Source organism: Paenibacillus sp. FSL H7-0326 (assembly GCF_001955535.1).
Classification (GTDB): Bacteria; Bacillota; Bacilli; order Paenibacillales; family Paenibacillaceae; genus Paenibacillus; species Paenibacillus shunpengii.
Map to the genome: position 1 here is coordinate 1,314,907 of NZ_MPVN01000001.1, position 17,568 is coordinate 1,332,474.

Below are 17,568 nucleotides of genomic sequence, written 5' to 3' on the forward strand. Positions count from 1 at the left end.
GTTTATGACTTCACAAAGACTGTTTTGATCGCCGTAAAAAACTCGATTGCCGCTTGCCCCTGTTCTCTGGAATGCGAGCTTGACATCTTCATTCCACCGAACGGTGCCTGCAGTTCTACGCCAGCAGTTTCCGCATTAATTCTTACGAGTCCGGCATCCATATCCCGGATGAAGGAGAGCATGGCCCCGACGTTTTGTGTATAGATTGAAGCACTCAAACCATAATCGCTGTCATTTGCGAGCGCGATGGCCTCTTCCAAGGAATCCACCGGAATCAAGGCCAGGACCGGTCCGAATATTTCTTCCCGGGCAATGGACATGTGCGGTTCGACACCTTCAAATACCGTCGGCTGTACATAAAATCCTTCTGCGAGCTCAGGATTGTCCGGTCTTTTTCCTCCAGCGAGCAGAACGGCACCTTCATCCTGCCCTTTTTGAATGTAACCAAGCACGGTATTAAGCTGACCTTCACTAGCACATGGCCCCATCCAGCTTCCTGAAGACATGCCGTCCCCCAAACGGATTTCCTGGATTTGTGACAGAAGTTTTTCTTTAAAGGCATCGTATACTTTTCGTTCAATAATGACCTTACTAGTGGCTGTGCATTTTTGGCCGGTTGATTTCAAGCCGCCGCTGATGGTGGCCTCAACAGCCAAATCCAAATCAGCGTCTGCCGCGATGATAATCGGGTTTTTGCCACCCATCTCAAGCTGATACTTGGCTCCGCGAGCAAGTGCAGCGGCACCGACCCGCTTCCCAACTTCATTGGACCCTGTAAACGTTATTCCATTTACATCGGGGTGCTCAGCAAGTGCAGAGCCGATTACCGAGCCTTTTCCGCTCACGAGATTGAGAACACCAGCTGGGATGCCGGCTTCCTCAAAACATTCCAAAACCTTGGCTGCTGTAACCGCCGTTTCCTGAGCTGGCTTCAATACAACGGTGTTGCCATAGATCAATGCCGGTGCTGTTTTCCAGATGGGAATAGCCACCGGAAAGTTCCAAGGTGCAATTACACCTACTACGCCAAGCGGCACACGGGTCGTGAACATTAGTGCTTCTCTATCCGTCGAGGGAATCACATCACCCGTTTTGCGCATGCCTTCCCCTGCGTAATATCTCAAAATGGCGACGCCGCGCATCGTTTCTCCTTTGGCTTCCGGGAATGTTTTCCCCATTTCTCTGGTCATGGCTTCCGCCACCTCGTCAGCCCGGCGTTCCAGCACATTTGCGGCTTGGAAAAGATAATTTCCCCGTTCCGCACCCGTTAAGTTCCGCCAGGCCTTTGCTGCTTCTTTTGCGGATGTGACTGCATTGTTCAGGTCCTCTACACCCGAGGCGGGCACATAACCCACAATTTCTTTTCGATTCGCCGGATTAATGCTCGGTTCCGTCATTCCGGATGTTGGTTTCACCCATTCCCCGTTAATAAAATTGTTATAGGTCTGCTCTAACTGAAATGCGCTCATCGCATTCACCCTCCTTCTAAACTAGTTTGAAATGACAGGATTGATTAGTGTCCCGATATCACTTATGGATATTTCAATGCGGTCTCCTGGTTCAAGGGTGAAATCATTCGGAGGCACGATGTTAGTGCCTGTCAAAAGTACCGTACCGTCATACAAATCGTTATCCCTTGCCAAAAAGGAAACCAGTTCATCCAGCTTACGGTTTAATTCACTCGTACTCGCTTCACTTTTAACAACCACTACTTCATCGCGATAGATCTGGCAGACGATGCTGAATTCATATGGATTCTTGACCGTTTCTGCCAGTCGAATAGCAGGACCTATGGAACAGGAATTGCGCCATATTTTGGCTTGTGGCAGATACAACGGGTTTTCCCCCTCGATATCGCGGCAGCTCATGTCATTTCCGGCGATGTATCCCACAATGCTGCCATCTGCGGCAAGCACCAATCCAAGCTCAGGCTCCGGGATCTGCCAAGTAGAATCGCTGCGTAGCGTGACAGCCTCATTCGGTCCAATAGTCCTGGCTGCTGTGGATTTAAAAAAAATCTCCGGTCTCTCTGCGTCATAGACCTTATCGTAAAAAGTTTCCGCATCCAACTTTCCATCTGTAGCTTCATAATTCCGCGCTTCCCGGCTCCGCTGATAAGTAACACCCGCTGCCCACACTTCCGGAGCTTCCACTGGTGTGGTCAGGTGCAGAGAAGTCCAATCATCGGTCAGCTTGTTCAACGGTATAAGAGCGCTTTCAATCAATTGAACCGGAGTAACATCTTTCTCCTTTGCCTGATAAATTAAAGTCATAAAATCTGCTTGCGGCAAACGATACGCTTTTTCATCATCCGTAACGGCTGCCAACCACTTCTGTTGTCCATCCAAAAATCGAATAATTCTCATTACAGCTTGCCCCCAATCTCCCTACCGGGTTGATAACACTACCTTAACACCAGAGATGATTCATGACGATATACTAATCACTCCGGCAACTTATCCTTTTCACGCATTATTTTTCTGTTAAGATAAATCTATCCGCATTTGGAATACAGAGCATTACAAGGAGGTAGCTGTGACCAAAATTTCAGAAGCCGTATATTTAGGCCGTCTGCCTGATGTTCGCATGTCTTTTCAATTGTTGGGACTGCATGCAAGACAAGTAGATTCCAAATGGACGTATCCGTCTCATGAGCATTCCATGTATGAAATTCACTGGATGCTCGACGGTGAGATGAACATGGTGGTCAACGGTCAGTCGTACAGTCAATCCATTGGAGACCTTCTGTTTATCCGTCCAGGTATGACTCACTCCTGCACTGGTGCCGGACCGCAGGGTTTCACATACTTCTCCGTTCATTTCAGCGTACACGATACCTCTTTCTGCAGAGAACTCAACCGCTGCAAGGACATTTATTATCCGGCAAATTCGAGCCTCACTTTAGGATTGTCCTCTTCACTGTGTACCTTGTATGATCTGGCCAGAGAGCACTTATCCATGCCGTTGTCTTCCTCCAAACAGATGAAGGTTCATGCCGCCGTATTCGAACTGCTCGGCTCCCTGGTTGGCCAGTTATCCCAGAATGTATCCGTTACCTTATCCAGAAAAGAGACCATTGCCCACCAAATTGCCGAGCACATTGAGGACTCCGTAAGATATATCCACCTTCATGGTGACGTTCGGGAAAGCGAACGAACCTGGATCCAAGACATCGCCAAGTCGCTGAAGATTAGCCCTTCACAGATCAACCGGATCTTTCGGGAGGTATACGGTACAGCCCCGCGCAGGTTTCTGTCAGAAACACTTCTGAACGAAGCTCAGCGGCTGTTAAAACAAACAGACTTGAATATTGACCATATTGCGATGATGCTTGGATACAAGACCAACGCGCATTTCAGCCGTCAGTTCAAGCGATGGACAGGCATTACGCCAAGCGAGTTTCGTATCCATTCCCAGCGAATTGCTGCAGAGGAGCATTTCGGTGATTGAAGAACCTTTCCACAGAAATAAGCAGCTGCCGGGTTACGGCAGCTGCTTATTTCATAACAGAGTTCGAATCTGTGCAGCCCATTGCCTCATATTCTCTTGCTCTAGTCCCTGCCCTTATCCTGCTTGTCAATCAGGATTATTGCTCAAGCCAGCTTCAAGATCCGACCAATGTTCTCACAGGTTCTCTTCACATTTTGAGGTCCTTCAGCTAACAGCTTCTCAATGTCTGAAGCGCCTGGCACGATGCCAAAGATTGCGTCAATTCCTTCTTCGTACAACACCTCAACACCTTCGCCGATATACCCTGCCAGTGCAATCACTTTCTTACCTTCCAGCTTGGCCGCCTTCGCAACACCATATGGTGTCTTGCCAAATTTGGTCTGGAAGTCCATACCGCCTTCTCCGGTGAAACAGTAATCCGCCAATGCCAGCTTGCTGCGAAGCCCCGTGTACTCAATCACGATATCGATGCCACGCTGCAGGGTTGCCTGGGTAAAGATAAGCAATCCTGCTCCAAGACCGCCTGCTGCTCCTGCACCAGGGATATCACGAATATCTTTGCCGAGCTGTTCTTTGACCACAGCTGCATAATTCGCAAGATTCGCATCGAGTGTGAGTACCATTTCAGGTGTTGCTCCTTTTTGCGGTCCAAAGACATGAGAGGCTCCCGTTTCTCCACACAGTGGATTTGTCACATCACAAGCCACGATGATCTCTACATCTGCAAGGCGGGCATCAAGCTCACTTATATCGATCTTGGCAAGCTCACCAAGACTTCCTCCGCCGCGCGGCAGTGTGTGCCCCTCCGTATCCAGAAACTTCACACCAAGTGCCTCTGCCATACCTGCACCGCCATCATTGGTTGCACTGCCGCCAATACCAATAATGATCTTCTTGATGCCTTGATCCAGACATTCCTTAATCAGTTCACCTGTTCCATAGGTCGTTGTAATCAGAGGATTCTTTGTTTCCTTGGTCACAAGATGGATCCCACTCGCAGAAGCCATCTCAATCGCAGCGGTCACACCATCCCCCATGATTCCGTATTTGGCAGTAACAGCCTGGCCAAGCGGGCCTAGCACCTCTTTTTCAACAATTTTACCCCCTGTTGCATCAACGAGAGATTGAACCGTTCCTTCGCCACCGTCTGCCATAGGAACATGTACATAAGTCGCTTCTGGAAATGCTTTACGCAAACCTGCCTCCATTGCTACACAGACTTCCTTTGCCGTCATGCTTTCTTTGAAAGAATCGGGTGCAAGCAAAAATGTTGGTTGTTTCATCCCTCTCACCTCATAAATTCATTTAATAATATTCACTTCACCTTATAAGAAAAATCCGTAGAGCAATGTAGCTACAATCGTCATCGTTCCACCGACAATCGCTTCATATGGCACAAGTCCCATACGCTGCTTAATCGACATGTTCATACTTCCTGCCGTAACATGGAAATAGTTACCTTGTGGCAGGGAGTCAATAACAGTAGCACCTGTGTGGACCATTGCTGCCGCTGCGAGAGGTGCTGTACCCATATTCAGGATCGCTTCACCGAATGATCCGGTTGCCAGAATAACACCTGTTGAAGTTGAAGCGGTTGCGGCTGCCATCAAAATACCTGCAATCGGTGCAAGGAAGGTACCGGAAATACCGGAAGCTTCGATAATACTTACGACCTGTGTGGATAGATCCGAATTCGAGATTAGTCCTGCAATACCACCTGCACCCAGCAGGATAAGAACGGTTGCGGTCATTTTATTAAGCCCGGATGCGGAGTAGTCCAGAATTTTGTTTGCTTTTCCCATCGCCAGCATCCCGATGATCCCTGCGATCGGCAGGATAAACATAGCGTCTACTTTAAAGCTAGCAAGCAAATCGATGCCCAAGATGGAACCGATCGGGTTAATCATCAGCAGGATGACAGCTACGAGCGGTGCCACAATGGCCGTTTTGAGAGGTGGATATTTGGAAGCATCCACTTCTTCATCATTTACCGCTTCTTCAGCCGACACCATTGCTCCTTTATTCTTCAGCAAGGACGCTACGATAACGGTTACAGCTAGTCCAAACAGAGCAGGAATGAACCCTGCGATCATGACTTGACTCAAATCTAAATTAAATCCGTTTGCTGCTGCAATCGTATTCGGATTAGGAGAAATGATATTCCCTGCTTTACCCCCTCCTGAGAGCGCAAGCAAGAGTGCAATCTTCGAAATGCCCATTTTGTTACCCACTGACAAGGCAATGGGTGCAACGATCAGTACTGCGACTGGAATAAATACACCTACGGCTGTAATAATCATTGTGGCAAGTGCAAGTGCGAGAATCGCCTTGCCGCCGCCAAATTTTCTCACGATCGCCTGCGCGATTGTTTCGGCAGCACCGGACTCCATCATCACGCCAGCCAGTACACCTGCGGCGAGTACCCGGAGAACCGTACCCATAACACTTTGTGTTCCACCAACAAGCACATCAATCGTTTCTTGCAGATTGGCTCCACCAATCAATGACCCAATTATGGCTCCCAGAAATAATGCATACACCGGATTTAGCTTTCTCAAGATGAGGATGATCGCAATGGCAAGTCCGACGAGCGCCCCGATCCAACTGATGGTTAATCCGTCCATCTTTGTATGCCCCCTTATGTTTATTTATGAATTCGCTTTCTTGTTGAATACGCTTTCAGTATAAGATGAATTGAAGTTAAGAGATATTGATAAACGGACGATTTTTATTGTGCAAATGCACAACCACAGCTTCATTTTTCTTCCAATTAAAAAACGGAGCACTGCGCTCCGTTCTGATCATTCCCTTATAAGTAGATAATTATCTACTTAGGGAAGAATGATATATTCTCCGTCACCTAGAAAAAGAATAGGATCCGGAATCTCTTCCATCGCCTTCTTCACGACAGTCTCATAGGAAGCTGTACGATATCGGTTGCTATGAGGCAGAATTGCCGCTCGAAGCACACCGAGTCCACTAAATTCGGTCAACAGGGTCTCGTTCCATTCAGGATGAAGAATATCGGCATGCTGAATAGTGCTTCCGAATATCGCAGCCCCTGCACTTTGCCCAGATACCAGCTTACCTTCTGACAGCAGAAATGCCAGAATTTCATGCGCACCGGAATCTTTAACTCGAGCCAGCAGATATAAAGGGTTCCCCCCATTAATATGTACAACATCATAATTTAGCAATAAATTTGCAGGGTCTGTATCCAAATCCACATAATCGACCTTCGCAAAACCAATGGCGTAGAACAAATCTTTTGTTCTGACCGCGTGCTTGCTTTTATTTTTATATTGAACATCCGCCGTTGTTATAATACAAGCAGTTAGACCTGTCTTCACCTGGGGAAGCAAACTTAGAAATTGTGCCATTGTGTGCTTCGAATACAGTCCGCTCGCCGTTAGAAATAGCGGCATTAGTATAATCCCCCTATCTAGTCATATAAGAGACCTATATTCAGCTGCCAAGTCAGAACTCTTTCTCTATGTATTTCTGCCGCTCAGGCATTACTCCATTCAACTTCCATCATTTTGAGGTCCTCCATTAGTTCCGAAGGAACTGCTTTTTTATAGCTACCATTTGGGCATAGTGATGACGGCTGTGATCGGCGACATGCCATATTCCCCAACGGATCGAGGCTGTGTTTCCATTCTCAAATGGCACCTGATCTTCTAGCTGATTCTCCTTGATGTTCATACATACGTTCTCAAGCATATCTTGTATTTCCTCATATTCCTGGATTAAAGTGCTTACGGAAACACGATGAACCGCTGGAAGTTTGCCTTTCTCATCTACCATAGGACCAAGCTTCTCTACCCAATCCTTAGGAACCTCCATAGACTGCAGCCGATACACCCAGTTCAGATCGACAACGGTCAAATGACGGAGCAGCTCAGCAATGCTGTTCTGATCCCTTTCTTTACCCTTGTAGTCGATTTCTTCTTGTGTAAGTCCCTGAACCTGTCTCTTTAATCTCTCAAAGTTATAGCGCACCATGGAATGCAGGAGTCCAACTGTTCCCGTCATTTCTGGTTTGATGTTAAAATCATACTGTTTCATACGATCACCTTTCTCGGGGATGTTGATAGATAGGAGTTTCATGGCAGTCTTCATGTGGTTACCTGTGGCTACTTCTAGAAAAGGCTTAATTCTGTAGGATTACATTGTTCGAGATTACTGTGACTAATTAGATATTAGAACGGTTATTAATGTGAATGTTAACGGAATGGAGCGGGAAGCTTAAGATGTGTGGCAGGACCGAAAGGTTATAAAAAAGGTCCGATCCCGCCATGGGGAATGATCTGCAAGGTGTGTTAGGAAGCAACTCTTACTTAACCTGCTCTGGCTGGCAATCGGTCTACACGGGAATTTAAACCCCTGCTTCCTTCATGCGCTGGAGAATTCCCACAATGCGTAATCCTTCTACATCGCTGATCGTAATTCCATACTTCTCTTGAATGCGTGTGATTTTTTTGAGAAGGGCAAATTTAGAGTCACAAAAATCAAACAAGGATGCATCATCTGAAATGAACATGCCGTAGTATTCCAAGCCAAAGATCTCTTTGAAAAAAATAATGCCTTCCGGCTCCAATTCATTAATCTGGTCTACGCTTGCATATACGATGCCCGCCTTGCTTCCCGGTCTAGGAAGTTCTCCACCGCGAGCTAGATAGGCTTCAAAATTTCGTTGCAGATTCGCGCAAGCCTCTTCCTTCGTATCTCCTTCCCCTCGCATCCAGTACCAATTAAGTACTCTGGCTTGCCAAGGATACTTTTTGGAGTAGGAGTCTGACTCAGGTTGAATTTCTTGATTTATAATTTCAATCGGATAGTCACGAAGAGACCAATTTGACTTAAAGAAGGAAGCCGCCATCTTATATGCTGTTTTCCATGATTCTGTCAGTAATTGTTGTTTCATCGTTCATAACTCCCTCATTTATATGCTTGGGTGATATTATCCTCTATTATAACAAGCTCATACCTAATCTTCGAATGTTTAGGCCTGAAGATGAAGCTTGTATAGGTATTAGACAAAAAACCATCACATTTAACGAGATATTTAGAACTTTTTAATCATTTCCATTAATTTCGTAATCTATAATTTAGATGTTTATTTCTGATCTTCTTCATGCATTTTTTGCAGTTCCGCTTCTATCTCTTCATCCGAGGGCGGTGTATCTTTATCCGCAATATTAAGCTTCCGTTTGATTGCCTCCATGTCGGCTTCCATGTCTTTTAATCGGGAACGATTCGATAGCGCAACCAATAAAGTAATAAACAAAATGATGAGAATAATCACCATGTTAACTCCCTTCAAATAAACAAAGAACGCACCTCTAACAAGTTTGAACAAGTATAGTCTGGCTGCACTTCATTTCTTCTCATTTTATTCAATCGATTCAACCACACGGCAGCAATACCTGCATTCTGCGCTCCCTGGATGTCACTCTTTAGCGAATCTCCAATATGGATGACTTCATCAGCGGCCAGACCGCTAAGCGCAAGTGCCTGATAAAACATTTCGGGCCGAGGCTTATATGCTCTTACGCTTTCGCTCGTTATGATTCCATCCACTTCAATCCCGTGATAAGACGCAGCCGATTGGACGTCATATGTGTCTATATTAGACAGAATATAAGAACGAATCCCTTCTCTTCTCAGGCATTCTAGAAAAGGCACGGTATCCTCATAAAGTACGGGTTTCACCCAATGTTCGAACTGGGATGTGATCAGATCCTTCGACTTAAGAGGACAAGCATAATGTGTAAGCGTTCTCTCCAAGGACTCAATGCCGATATCCCTTTGCAGGCGGTATAATTCTCCAAAGCTCTTATCATACATAGCTGAAGCATTTGCCCACCAGAAGCTTCCGATTTCTTTATGCGAGCATTTACGTGCAGCGGTGGTCCGGATCTGTTCATAAATAACCGGCAAAATGTCGTCATCTTCATGGACCAGAGTTCCGTAAAAATCCAGAAAGAAGGCCTTGATCTTCATTATATCCGCTCCTATTCAAACAGGTACATAACCCCTATTCCTCTTCTACCTGAAAGATCGAATCAACGATAATAGGCAGATTATCACGCACCGAAACGGCTCCAAACACAGACCTTGCATGAACTCCTTTTTCCCCAAATACGTCAGACATCAAATCGGAGTAACCGTTCAATACCTTGTGATGCTCCTCAAAGCTCGGCTCAGCATTAACGAAACCCTGAACTTTAACGACTCTCTTGACACGATCCAGTGTACCAAGCGCATCCCTCACAACTGCTAGGACCTCAATCGCCGCATCGCGGGCAAAGGTATAACCCTCTTCTGTCGTAAAATCACTGCCAAGCTTCCCCTTCGGGCTGCCTGATGGACCTTTACCTGAAACAAACATCAAACCATTGACGATAACAACATTCGTATATTGCGCAGCCGGATTACTCGCCGCAGGAAGCTCGATTCCGAGATCTTGTAAACGCTCTTCCGTAGTTTGTAGTTGTGACATATAGACCGCCAGCCCTTCGATATAAGATAGATGCTTCATTGACTGCTTCTTTCGTTCGATTGGATTCCCATATTATAACTTGATTGAATTAAATCTTCATCCCGTATTTCAGCTGATACGCCAGTCAACCACCAGCTGAAGCTGCTATTTCTGATACAATGAAAATCAATGTGTATGTATCTTGAGTTATTTAATGAACGGAGGAATATCATGTCCCATTCCGAAACCAAACCTATAAAAATCGCCAAACCTAAGCTTCCTAAGCAGCTCTCATTGGTTAAGCTTGCAGATTCTACCATTCTGGATCGCGCTGAATATGGCCAGGCCATGTGTCAGGAGGAAGAGATCATGGATGTCATCGCCGAGAAAGTAACATTTGATCAGATGGTATTCGAGAACATCACCTTTAGCAGCACCTCTCTTCTGCATGCAGAATTAACAGATGTCGTCTTCAAGAACTGTGATTTATCCAATGTGAACTTCAGCGACTCTGTCCTGCATCGAGTTCAGTTTACGCATTGCAAAATTATCGGGATTGACCTTACCGCTGCAACCATGCGAAATGTATCTTTTCAAGAATGCGCCGGAGATTATGCAACGTTTCGTTTTGCCAACATGAAAAACATCTCGTTTCAGGAGTGCTCGCTCATCAAGTCGGATTTCTATCATTCCGAATTTGCCGGCATTGAGCTCATCGGCTGTATGATTGACGGTACACAGTTCACGGGTGCGAAGCTAAAAGGCATTGATCTTAGCCAAACTGAATTTTTTAACCTCGGTGTGACCATGGAGGATTTGCAGGGCTGCATTATTGCACCGGCACAGGCACTTCTGTTCTCCAAAATATTTGGTCTCGTCATTAAGGAATAACTTCACAGAAAAAATAATTTAAACGGTTTTTTATCCCTGTCAGATATGGATCAATGTTATATTATTACAATCATGGTTTTTCGCGTTTGCAAAGTAAAAGGAGTTATTCATATGATTGAATCAATAGGAAAATACAACACGGCTAAAATTTTTACAGATACGATCGATGAAAAGGCTTATGCTCAAGTCCTTGAGCTGTGTAATCAGAAGGCCTTTGAAGGTGTACAGATCCGCATCATGCCAGATACCCATGCAGGAAAGGGCTGCGTAATCGGATTTACGGCTGAGCTTGCAGGACGCGTCGTCCCTAATCTCATCGGTGTGGATATTGGCTGTGGAATGGAAGTTACTTATCTCGGTCCGATCGATATCAATTTTGAAGAGCTGGATCACTTTATACGTCATAAAGTCCCTCATGGTCATTCCATTCATCAAAAAGTCGCCCACCCTATTCATAAGCCCGTGCTGGAGCAAAAAATCGAGAACCTCGCAAGCAAAACAGGTACGATTTACGAGAAGCATCTAAGAAGTGTGGGAAGTCTGGGTGGAGGCAATCATTTTATTGAAATTAATAAGGATTCTTCAGGTAACAAAATCTTGGTGATCCATTCCGGAAGCCGCAATCTTGGACTTCAAGTCGCCAAATACCATCAGAAAAAAGCAGAGCTCTATTGTACAGACCGCATGAAAGACCTGACTCTTCAGCAAAACGAGGAGATCGGACTGCTCAAAAAATCTGGCAATCTTGATGCGATCCCTGCCGTTATTGAGAAGTATAAAGCACTCATGGAAGTGTACCAGGTTCCAAAGCCGCTTATGTACCTCGAAGGGGCTGGGGCTGACGAATATTTAGCGGACATGTACGCAGCACAGGAGTTCGCTCTCTTAAACCGCCAAGGGATGTCGAAGGCCATTGCCGAATTCTTGAACTTGGATTACCGTCAACTGGAGAAATTCACAACCATTCATAACTATATTAATCCAGAGGACAAAATCATCCGCAAAGGCGCGATCTCAGCCAAAGCAGGTGAAAAGGTCATCATACCGATCAATATGCGAGACGGTTCTATTATCGCCATTGGCAAAGGTAATCCTGATTGGAATCATTCCGCCCCCCATGGAGCAGGCCGCTTGATGAGCCGATCCAGAGCCAAGGATATTTTGCATATGAACGATTTCAAGGACACCATGCGCGGCGTATGGACCTCATCCGTAAGCACCGCTACGCTGGATGAAGCCCCAATGGCCTACAAACCAATCGAAGAAATTCTGGAGAATACGGTGGATGCATTAGAGATTGTTGAGATTATTAAGCCGCTATACAATTTCAAAGCGAGTAATTAATTTGAAAGAAGCACTCGGTTACAATCGCAGGTGGCCGAGTGCTTCTTTTTTTGTGGCTATCTATTCATTCTTTGTAAATCCTTTCCCAACAACGGTTTCCTTATCCAAGTCAACATAGACTACGAGATCTCCCGAAGTATTCGTACCGGTATGATTAAAAATCACAGCATAAACTTGGTCATGGTCGACGTTACGATTCATATAAGACTCGTTCTCCTCATTAACTCTTACTTTCTCAACGCTTGAATCCTTCGGGCTGGCAGGTATTAAAGCTTGTTCTTCATGTGTAAGACTGCTGAAGGCCACCATTTCGAGAGGTGTTTGTTCATGAGTTGAATTCAAATCACAGGCTGCTAGAGATGATAGAATCAACAATAAGACTGGAATGAATATTAACTTTTTCAGTATCAACACTCTCCTTTGACTTCCTCAAAAGTCGTTCTTCATCCATAGACCCACGCTAAATATAGCCTCGTTGATGAAGGAGCTTAAGGTAGGTCTCGTAATTGTCATTGCCTAAATGACTTTCTTCTTCTTGGAGGCCCCTTAATATGTATAATTCCTGCTGTAGCTGCTGGCTCATCCCCTGAAGTGTATATCCGGTAATGTATTGTTTATCTGCACTTTCCATAATAATGCGAAGCAATCTTCCCTGCCTGATCTTTCTCCACAACCGTTCTGCACCCGTCAAGGAATCCTCCTCAGAAGAGACTGTTGCATGAATTGCCTGCATTTCATTTATCATTTCTTGCTCTTGAGATGTAAAGATGGATGATAGAATTTGATTGTCGTTCACATGATAGATTTTTACGATATGATTGTAATGGATTAGAGGGTCTTTTTTCAGGTCGGATACTTCCAATGGGTTCACAACAACAACGCCATATTTACTTTTCAATAGGTGATCAGCTTCCTGAAGAGTATACCGCAGTGGCAAATTAGATGCCTTAAACCGCTCATGCAGCTCGCTCATTTCAATACCCACGTTTTCTATATTCAAGTAAACTCCCCCTTTGAACTACTTTATTTCTTCAAAATATTGATTATAGTCACTAATCCAGGTCCAATAACTTCAGATTATTCACAATATAATGAATGCCGGACAGAAGCGTCACCAGCGTGGCAAACCACATCATGAACTGATCAAGAATTCACATACTAACGTATTCATTTAGAAAGCGGAAGATTCCTGGCTCAGCTTCAATAGTTCATTGACAGTCTTAATCCACTGTCCTTTCGAATCTGCCAAAATGGTCTCCCAGCCCATCTCTCTTGCAGGAAGCAGATTACGCTCTTGACCATCCTTCCGGATATGATTGGTGCTCTCCAATTACTTCGGGATCACCTCAAGTTTAACGACATAAGTACCTGTCCCAGCCGGCCACTCCCCATATACCACGATGAAATAGGTCCCCGGCTCAGAAGGGGTTCGGATCGTATTATCCTTTACAGGAAGTGTGCTCCGCTCCATATCTGTCACTTGTGCGACCGAATACTCGGAAGGCTGAATAGAGAAAGAGAGAATCATGTCGGTGCTGGGAGCTACTTCATATCCCTCATATTGGTTGGCTATTTCTGTTAGTTCCGGCGCATCTGCTATCCCACTCGTCGAGACATACGAGCCTTTGTGAAAGAGAAGCTCCTGCTCATCCAAGCGCCCAATCAGATCCGGAGGCTCCGTTAGAAAGAAGGACCTGGATGTGATGTAAATGATACCAAGAAACAACAACACTCCCACAGAAATAAGCAGCCTCTTCTTCATTTTATTTTTACTCTCTCTCCTATTTGGATACAGACTCTATTAAATTCTCAATCGTCCCTACAAATCGTTTGACTTCAGGCAAATGATAGAACGTACTGGACTGCTCCGGTTCATAGACATGTTCTGATTCTGAGTATATCCATACTTCCTTTCCTGTACCCAGGGCAATACCCAGCTCAATATGACTTCCCTTGCCTGCAGGCATCATCATAATGAACACATCGGAACGGATGACTCCTTCCATTTCCGCTTCTCCAATTGCAGCGAGCTCTGCATGCGTAGCAGCTTTCCCATGTCTGGTCCAATCATAGGTATGTGTATGCCCTCTCAAAACAAGCTGTTCAGCAGTGTAATGAACATGCTCTATGTTTCTAAAGCTCGAAGCAATATAGAATCTCATAAGTTCCCCCTGATACGTTAATATCTAACCTTTAGATTATATTGAAAATATTGGATTTTATATTGTATTCTACACTATTGTACACAGCTCAAAAACCCCCGTATTCGCACGCGGGGGCATTCAAGCTGAAGCTTATATCATATTTTCGATCCTAAACATCTACAGCCGTAAAGTTACCAAAATAATAGAGCATGAATGAAGCTAACAATAGAACAGCAACAATAACTCCAACGGTAATCTTCTTCTTGCGTTTGGTTAGGTGTTCTCTATTTCCTGCCATATGAAGTCTCTCCCTTAATTGTTCATCTTGATAGATATATAAACGTTTGAAGAGAGTTATAAACGAAGGCAGGACCGAAATTCATTCCATTCTACTTTCTTTTTGGTATGGAAGCCGTAATGAAATCCTGATCTTTAAACATTTTGGCAAGGTATAGCATCTGCCCCAAATGTTCTGAAAAATGCGTTGCACACGTAAGCAGAACTTCCAGGTTACTCCGTTCCTTATTCCGAATCACCTGTGTTTTCATCCAATCTTCTTCACTCATTCGCTCAATGGTTTGTCTATTTGGTAAGATTCCTTTGTGATCTCGATAAGCTCATCTCTTGTACGGGATAACACATCGAATTCGGCGTCTCTGTCTCTCGTTACATCGGATCCCCGAATACCTCGACGAACGCGTTCATCCACATTGCCGCTGATATGCACAACCAAGTTGGCAATGCTGTTGGATGCTTCATTGCAGCGATAGTTCACCTCATCATCATTCAACTGATGAAGCACATGCAAGGTTCTTTTCTCGATATCATCGAGCTTTGTACATAGCACTTCTTTAAACAAATGAATATCCATTTGGATCATCCCTTCCTGCTCATCGATGAATTTTACTAGAGATAATAGCATCCTCCCTGTTGCAGTCCATTCCTGAGCTGAGTATATTTATCTTTAGTTATAAGAAACAACGCCATTTTCCTCTATTTGATATATAATTTCTTTTAGCAATATCATAGGCCGCACGAATAAGATATATCAGGAAAGGAGAGCTTGCTATTCGAACCTTGGTCATCAGTGATATTCATGGCTGCTACGATGAATTTAACGCATTGCTGCATACAGCAAATTACATACCAGAGCAGGACAAGCTCATACTCCTCGGCGATTATGTAGATCGCGGACCGAACAGCAAGGAAGTACTTAACCAAATCATACAGCTTCATCAGGATTATGGTGTCGTTACACTAAGGGGGAACCACGATCAGCTGTTCCTGGAGGCGATGCTGCTGCAGGAGGATGATCGCTGGCTAAAAAACGGAGGATACCAGACGGTCGAGAGCTACATCGGCCCTTCCTACTTCGAAGATCATTACTTTAACAAAAATGCCTATGCAGAAGCAAAGGCCTATATTATGGAGCATTATCCTCATCACTTGGAATTTCTTCAAGCCTTGCCTTATTACTATGAAACGGATACCCACTTGTTCGTCCACGCAGGCATTAATCCATTCTATGCAGATTTTAGAGAGCAGCCGAAGGATGATTTTATATGGATACGCGATCTCTTTCACGATCAGCCCACCAGTCTCGATAAGCCGGTTGTATTCGGTCATACGCCGACGGTGCATCTGCATGAATCTCCAGGCGTGTGGTTCCAGAAGGACAAGATCGGTATTGACGGTGCGTGCGCCTATGGCAAACAGCTGAACTGTCTCGAAATTGCAGAAGACGGAACGTATAAGACCTACGCGGTCTACAAGGGAACCAAGCTTCCTGCAAGTACATAAAGCCTTCTGTCTTGTTTAATCCTACCGTATAAGGGTACTAAAATGATGTATGTCTCATTTTGACCTTAATTAGGAGGTGGATGCAGGTGGAAGAAAAGAAGCTCTTGCCTAAAGAGGAAGGCCTGGATCACAGCTTAAGTGTGCTGCGTGAAGGCTACCTATACATAACGAATCGTGCAATCGGATTCCAATCGGATATTTTTGAAACACGTCTTCTTGGTGAACGCGCAATCAGTATGCGGGGAGAGGAAGCTGCGAAGCTGTTCTATGATAATGATAAATTTGAAAGAATTGGCGCTGCACCGAAGCGGGTCATCCATACTCTATTTGGTGAGGGAGGCGTTCAATCCTTGGACGGAGAAGAACATCATCATCGCAAAAACATGTTCATGTCCGTGATGTCCACTGAAGCCCTTGCCCAAATGAGGACGATCACTCGCAAGCATTGGGCCCTTGCCGCTCAGCGGTGGGAGACTATGCCGAAGGTACAGCTATATGAGGAGGCACAGGAGCTCCTGTGCCGGGCTGCCTGCGAATGGGCAGGCGTGCCTTTGCGAGAAGCTGAAGCACAAGAAAAAGCAGCCTGGTTTGGCGCCATGATTGAAGCCACCGCTGCGATCGGTATCAAGCACATGAAGGGGAAGAACGCCCGCTCTAAGGCGGAGAAATGGATTAGCAGCCTAGTTGAGCAAGTTCGCACAGGTGAAATTGAAGCACCCGAACAGAGCACACTGCACACGTTCGCCATGCACCGTAATCTGAAGGGAGAGCTTCTCGATTCACAAACGGCTGCCGTAGAAATCATCAACATCCTGCGCCCGATCGTCGCGATCGCTATTTATATCTGCTTCACGGCACTGCCGGTCATTCAGCAGCCTGAGGAGCGCAAGAAGCTGGCGACGGCAGAAGAGGATTATCTTCAGAATTTTGTGCAGGAGGTACGCCGTTTCTATCCCTTCTTCCCGTTTCTGCCTGCACGCCCAACCAAGGATTTTACTTGGCAAGGGTACGGATTCGAGAAAGGTGTTCTTACTCTCCTTGATCTGTACGGTACGAACCATCACCCGGATCTGTGGGATAATCCCGAGAAGTTCAGACCGGATCGCTTCCGGGATTGGAACAGAAGTCCATTCAATTTCATTCCGCAAGGCGGCGGAGATCACTATACAGGACACCGCTGTGCCGGTGAATGGATCACGATCGAAATCATGAAGGAAAGTCTCGATTATCTCGCGAACAAGATGGAGTATGACATCCCTCAGCAGGATTTGAGCTTCAGCTTTCATGAGATGCCCTCTTTGCCGCACAGCCGGATCGTCATGATCAACGTGAAGGCAGTTTAGGGGATATTTTAAGCAGTACGGTTACTGTAGAAAATAAAAAGATGGACTTAAACTTCTGCGTCCATCTTTTTATTTTCTGGCTTAATTCAACTTAATGTTGATTTATGCTCAA

General features: G+C 45.3%; 23 protein-coding genes. 5 read left to right on the forward strand and 18 right to left on the reverse strand.

Annotated features, from left to right (window positions below; genetic code table 11):
• Positions 1-2: 2 nt before the first annotated feature.
• Together gucD and BK126_RS06320 are read right to left on the reverse strand one after the other, a co-directional pair.
• Entirely contained in the window at positions 3-1,469 is a 1,467-nt protein-coding gene (gene gucD / locus BK126_RS06315) for an alpha-ketoglutaric semialdehyde dehydrogenase GucD (RefSeq protein WP_076311782.1), read from the reverse strand.
• A gap of 21 nt (positions 1,470-1,490) precedes the next feature.
• Positions 1,491-2,366 carry a fumarylacetoacetate hydrolase family protein gene (locus BK126_RS06320; protein WP_076311783.1) on the reverse strand — a complete coding sequence of 292 codons (876 nt, stop codon included), beginning with the start codon at positions 2,364-2,366 and terminating at the stop codon, positions 1,491-1,493.
• Positions 2,367-2,535: 169 nt separating this feature from the next.
• Between BK126_RS06320 and BK126_RS06325 the strand changes: the two genes are divergently transcribed.
• Positions 2,536-3,450: an AraC family transcriptional regulator gene (locus tag BK126_RS06325; RefSeq protein ID WP_047910105.1), complete on the forward strand. Its 915-nt coding sequence runs from the start codon at positions 2,536-2,538 to the stop codon at positions 3,448-3,450.
• Positions 3,451-3,593: 143 nt separating this feature from the next.
• Here BK126_RS06325 and BK126_RS06330 read toward each other — a convergent pair whose 3' ends face one another.
• The 8 genes from BK126_RS06330 to BK126_RS06365 form a co-directional block, all read right to left on the reverse strand.
• Positions 3,594-4,733 carry a glycerate kinase family protein gene (locus BK126_RS06330; protein ID WP_076311784.1) on the reverse strand — a complete coding sequence of 380 codons (1,140 nt, stop codon included), beginning with the start codon at positions 4,731-4,733 and terminating at the stop codon, positions 3,594-3,596.
• 42 nt (positions 4,734-4,775) lie between these two features.
• On the reverse strand, positions 4,776-6,074 hold the full coding sequence (locus tag BK126_RS06335) for a GntP family permease (protein WP_076311785.1): 1,299 nt from the start codon (positions 6,072-6,074) through the stop codon (positions 4,776-4,778).
• Between the two features lie 207 nt (positions 6,075-6,281).
• Positions 6,282-6,875, reverse strand: coding sequence for a Type 1 glutamine amidotransferase-like domain-containing protein (locus BK126_RS06340; protein ID WP_076311786.1), 594 nt, complete (start codon positions 6,873-6,875; stop codon positions 6,282-6,284).
• 127 nt (positions 6,876-7,002) lie between these two features.
• On the reverse strand, positions 7,003-7,518 hold the full coding sequence (locus BK126_RS06345; protein ID WP_076312569.1) for a DinB family protein: 516 nt from the start codon (positions 7,516-7,518) through the stop codon (positions 7,003-7,005).
• A 310-nt stretch (positions 7,519-7,828) separates the two neighbouring features.
• A complete protein-coding gene (locus BK126_RS06350; protein ID WP_047910109.1) occupies positions 7,829-8,377 on the reverse strand; it encodes a hypothetical protein in 549 nt (182 codons plus the stop codon).
• A 192-nt stretch (positions 8,378-8,569) separates the two neighbouring features.
• The gene (locus BK126_RS06355; RefSeq protein ID WP_076311787.1) at positions 8,570-8,761 is read right to left on the reverse strand and encodes a hypothetical protein; all 192 of its coding nucleotides are present in this window, start codon (positions 8,759-8,761) and stop codon (positions 8,570-8,572) included.
• Between the two features lie 11 nt (positions 8,762-8,772).
• On the reverse strand, positions 8,773-9,456 hold the full coding sequence (locus tag BK126_RS06360) for an HAD family hydrolase (RefSeq protein ID WP_076311788.1): 684 nt from the start codon (positions 9,454-9,456) through the stop codon (positions 8,773-8,775).
• Positions 9,457-9,490: 34 nt separating this feature from the next.
• Complete coding sequence (locus tag BK126_RS06365; RefSeq protein WP_238546269.1) at positions 9,491-9,994, reverse strand: RidA family protein; 504 nt, start codon at positions 9,992-9,994, stop codon at positions 9,491-9,493.
• A 171-nt stretch (positions 9,995-10,165) separates the two neighbouring features.
• Between BK126_RS06365 and BK126_RS06370 the strand changes: the two genes are divergently transcribed.
• Both BK126_RS06370 and BK126_RS06375 read left to right on the forward strand, forming a co-directional pair.
• Positions 10,166-10,825, forward strand: a complete 660-nt coding sequence (locus BK126_RS06370; RefSeq protein ID WP_076311789.1) for a pentapeptide repeat-containing protein — start codon at positions 10,166-10,168, stop codon at positions 10,823-10,825.
• A 111-nt stretch (positions 10,826-10,936) separates the two neighbouring features.
• On the forward strand, positions 10,937-12,169 hold the full coding sequence (locus BK126_RS06375; protein WP_076311790.1) for an RtcB family protein: 1,233 nt from the start codon (positions 10,937-10,939) through the stop codon (positions 12,167-12,169).
• Positions 12,170-12,229: 60 nt separating this feature from the next.
• Here the strand turns inward: BK126_RS06375 and BK126_RS06380 are convergent, their stop codons facing one another.
• The 8 genes from BK126_RS06380 to BK126_RS28755 form a co-directional block, all read right to left on the reverse strand.
• A complete protein-coding gene (locus tag BK126_RS06380) occupies positions 12,230-12,511 on the reverse strand; it encodes a hypothetical protein (RefSeq protein WP_256702720.1) in 282 nt (93 codons plus the stop codon).
• 118 nt (positions 12,512-12,629) lie between these two features.
• Complete coding sequence (locus tag BK126_RS06385) at positions 12,630-13,169, reverse strand: hypothetical protein (RefSeq protein WP_083655737.1); 540 nt, start codon at positions 13,167-13,169, stop codon at positions 12,630-12,632.
• 171 nt (positions 13,170-13,340) lie between these two features.
• On the reverse strand, positions 13,341-13,499 hold the full coding sequence (locus BK126_RS29330; RefSeq protein WP_179085520.1) for a hypothetical protein: 159 nt from the start codon (positions 13,497-13,499) through the stop codon (positions 13,341-13,343).
• Positions 13,500-13,931, reverse strand: coding sequence for a hypothetical protein (locus BK126_RS06390; RefSeq protein ID WP_076311791.1), 432 nt, complete (start codon positions 13,929-13,931; stop codon positions 13,500-13,502). It abuts the gene before it with no gap.
• A 19-nt stretch (positions 13,932-13,950) separates the two neighbouring features.
• Positions 13,951-14,331 carry a nucleoside 2-deoxyribosyltransferase gene (locus BK126_RS06395; RefSeq protein WP_076311792.1) on the reverse strand — a complete coding sequence of 127 codons (381 nt, stop codon included), beginning with the start codon at positions 14,329-14,331 and terminating at the stop codon, positions 13,951-13,953.
• A 151-nt stretch (positions 14,332-14,482) separates the two neighbouring features.
• The gene (locus BK126_RS29750; protein WP_256702721.1) at positions 14,483-14,611 is read right to left on the reverse strand and encodes a hypothetical protein; all 129 of its coding nucleotides are present in this window, start codon (positions 14,609-14,611) and stop codon (positions 14,483-14,485) included.
• A gap of 91 nt (positions 14,612-14,702) precedes the next feature.
• Complete coding sequence (locus BK126_RS30220; RefSeq protein ID WP_083655738.1) at positions 14,703-14,879, reverse strand: DUF1572 family protein; 177 nt, start codon at positions 14,877-14,879, stop codon at positions 14,703-14,705.
• Positions 14,876-15,235, reverse strand: a complete 360-nt coding sequence (locus BK126_RS28755; protein WP_083655739.1) for a DUF1572 family protein — start codon at positions 15,233-15,235, stop codon at positions 14,876-14,878. The genes BK126_RS30220 and BK126_RS28755 overlap by 4 nt, the downstream gene beginning before the upstream one ends.
• A 155-nt stretch (positions 15,236-15,390) precedes the next feature.
• Between BK126_RS28755 and BK126_RS06405 the strand changes: the two genes are divergently transcribed.
• Together BK126_RS06405 and cypC are read left to right on the forward strand one after the other, a co-directional pair.
• Positions 15,391-16,113 carry a metallophosphoesterase family protein gene (locus tag BK126_RS06405; RefSeq protein ID WP_305954028.1) on the forward strand — a complete coding sequence of 241 codons (723 nt, stop codon included), beginning with the start codon at positions 15,391-15,393 and terminating at the stop codon, positions 16,111-16,113.
• Between the two features lie 80 nt (positions 16,114-16,193).
• Positions 16,194-17,456, forward strand: coding sequence for a CYP152 family fatty-acid peroxygenase CypC (gene cypC, locus BK126_RS06410; protein ID WP_076311794.1), 1,263 nt, complete (start codon positions 16,194-16,196; stop codon positions 17,454-17,456).
• Positions 17,457-17,568 lie beyond the last annotated feature (112 nt).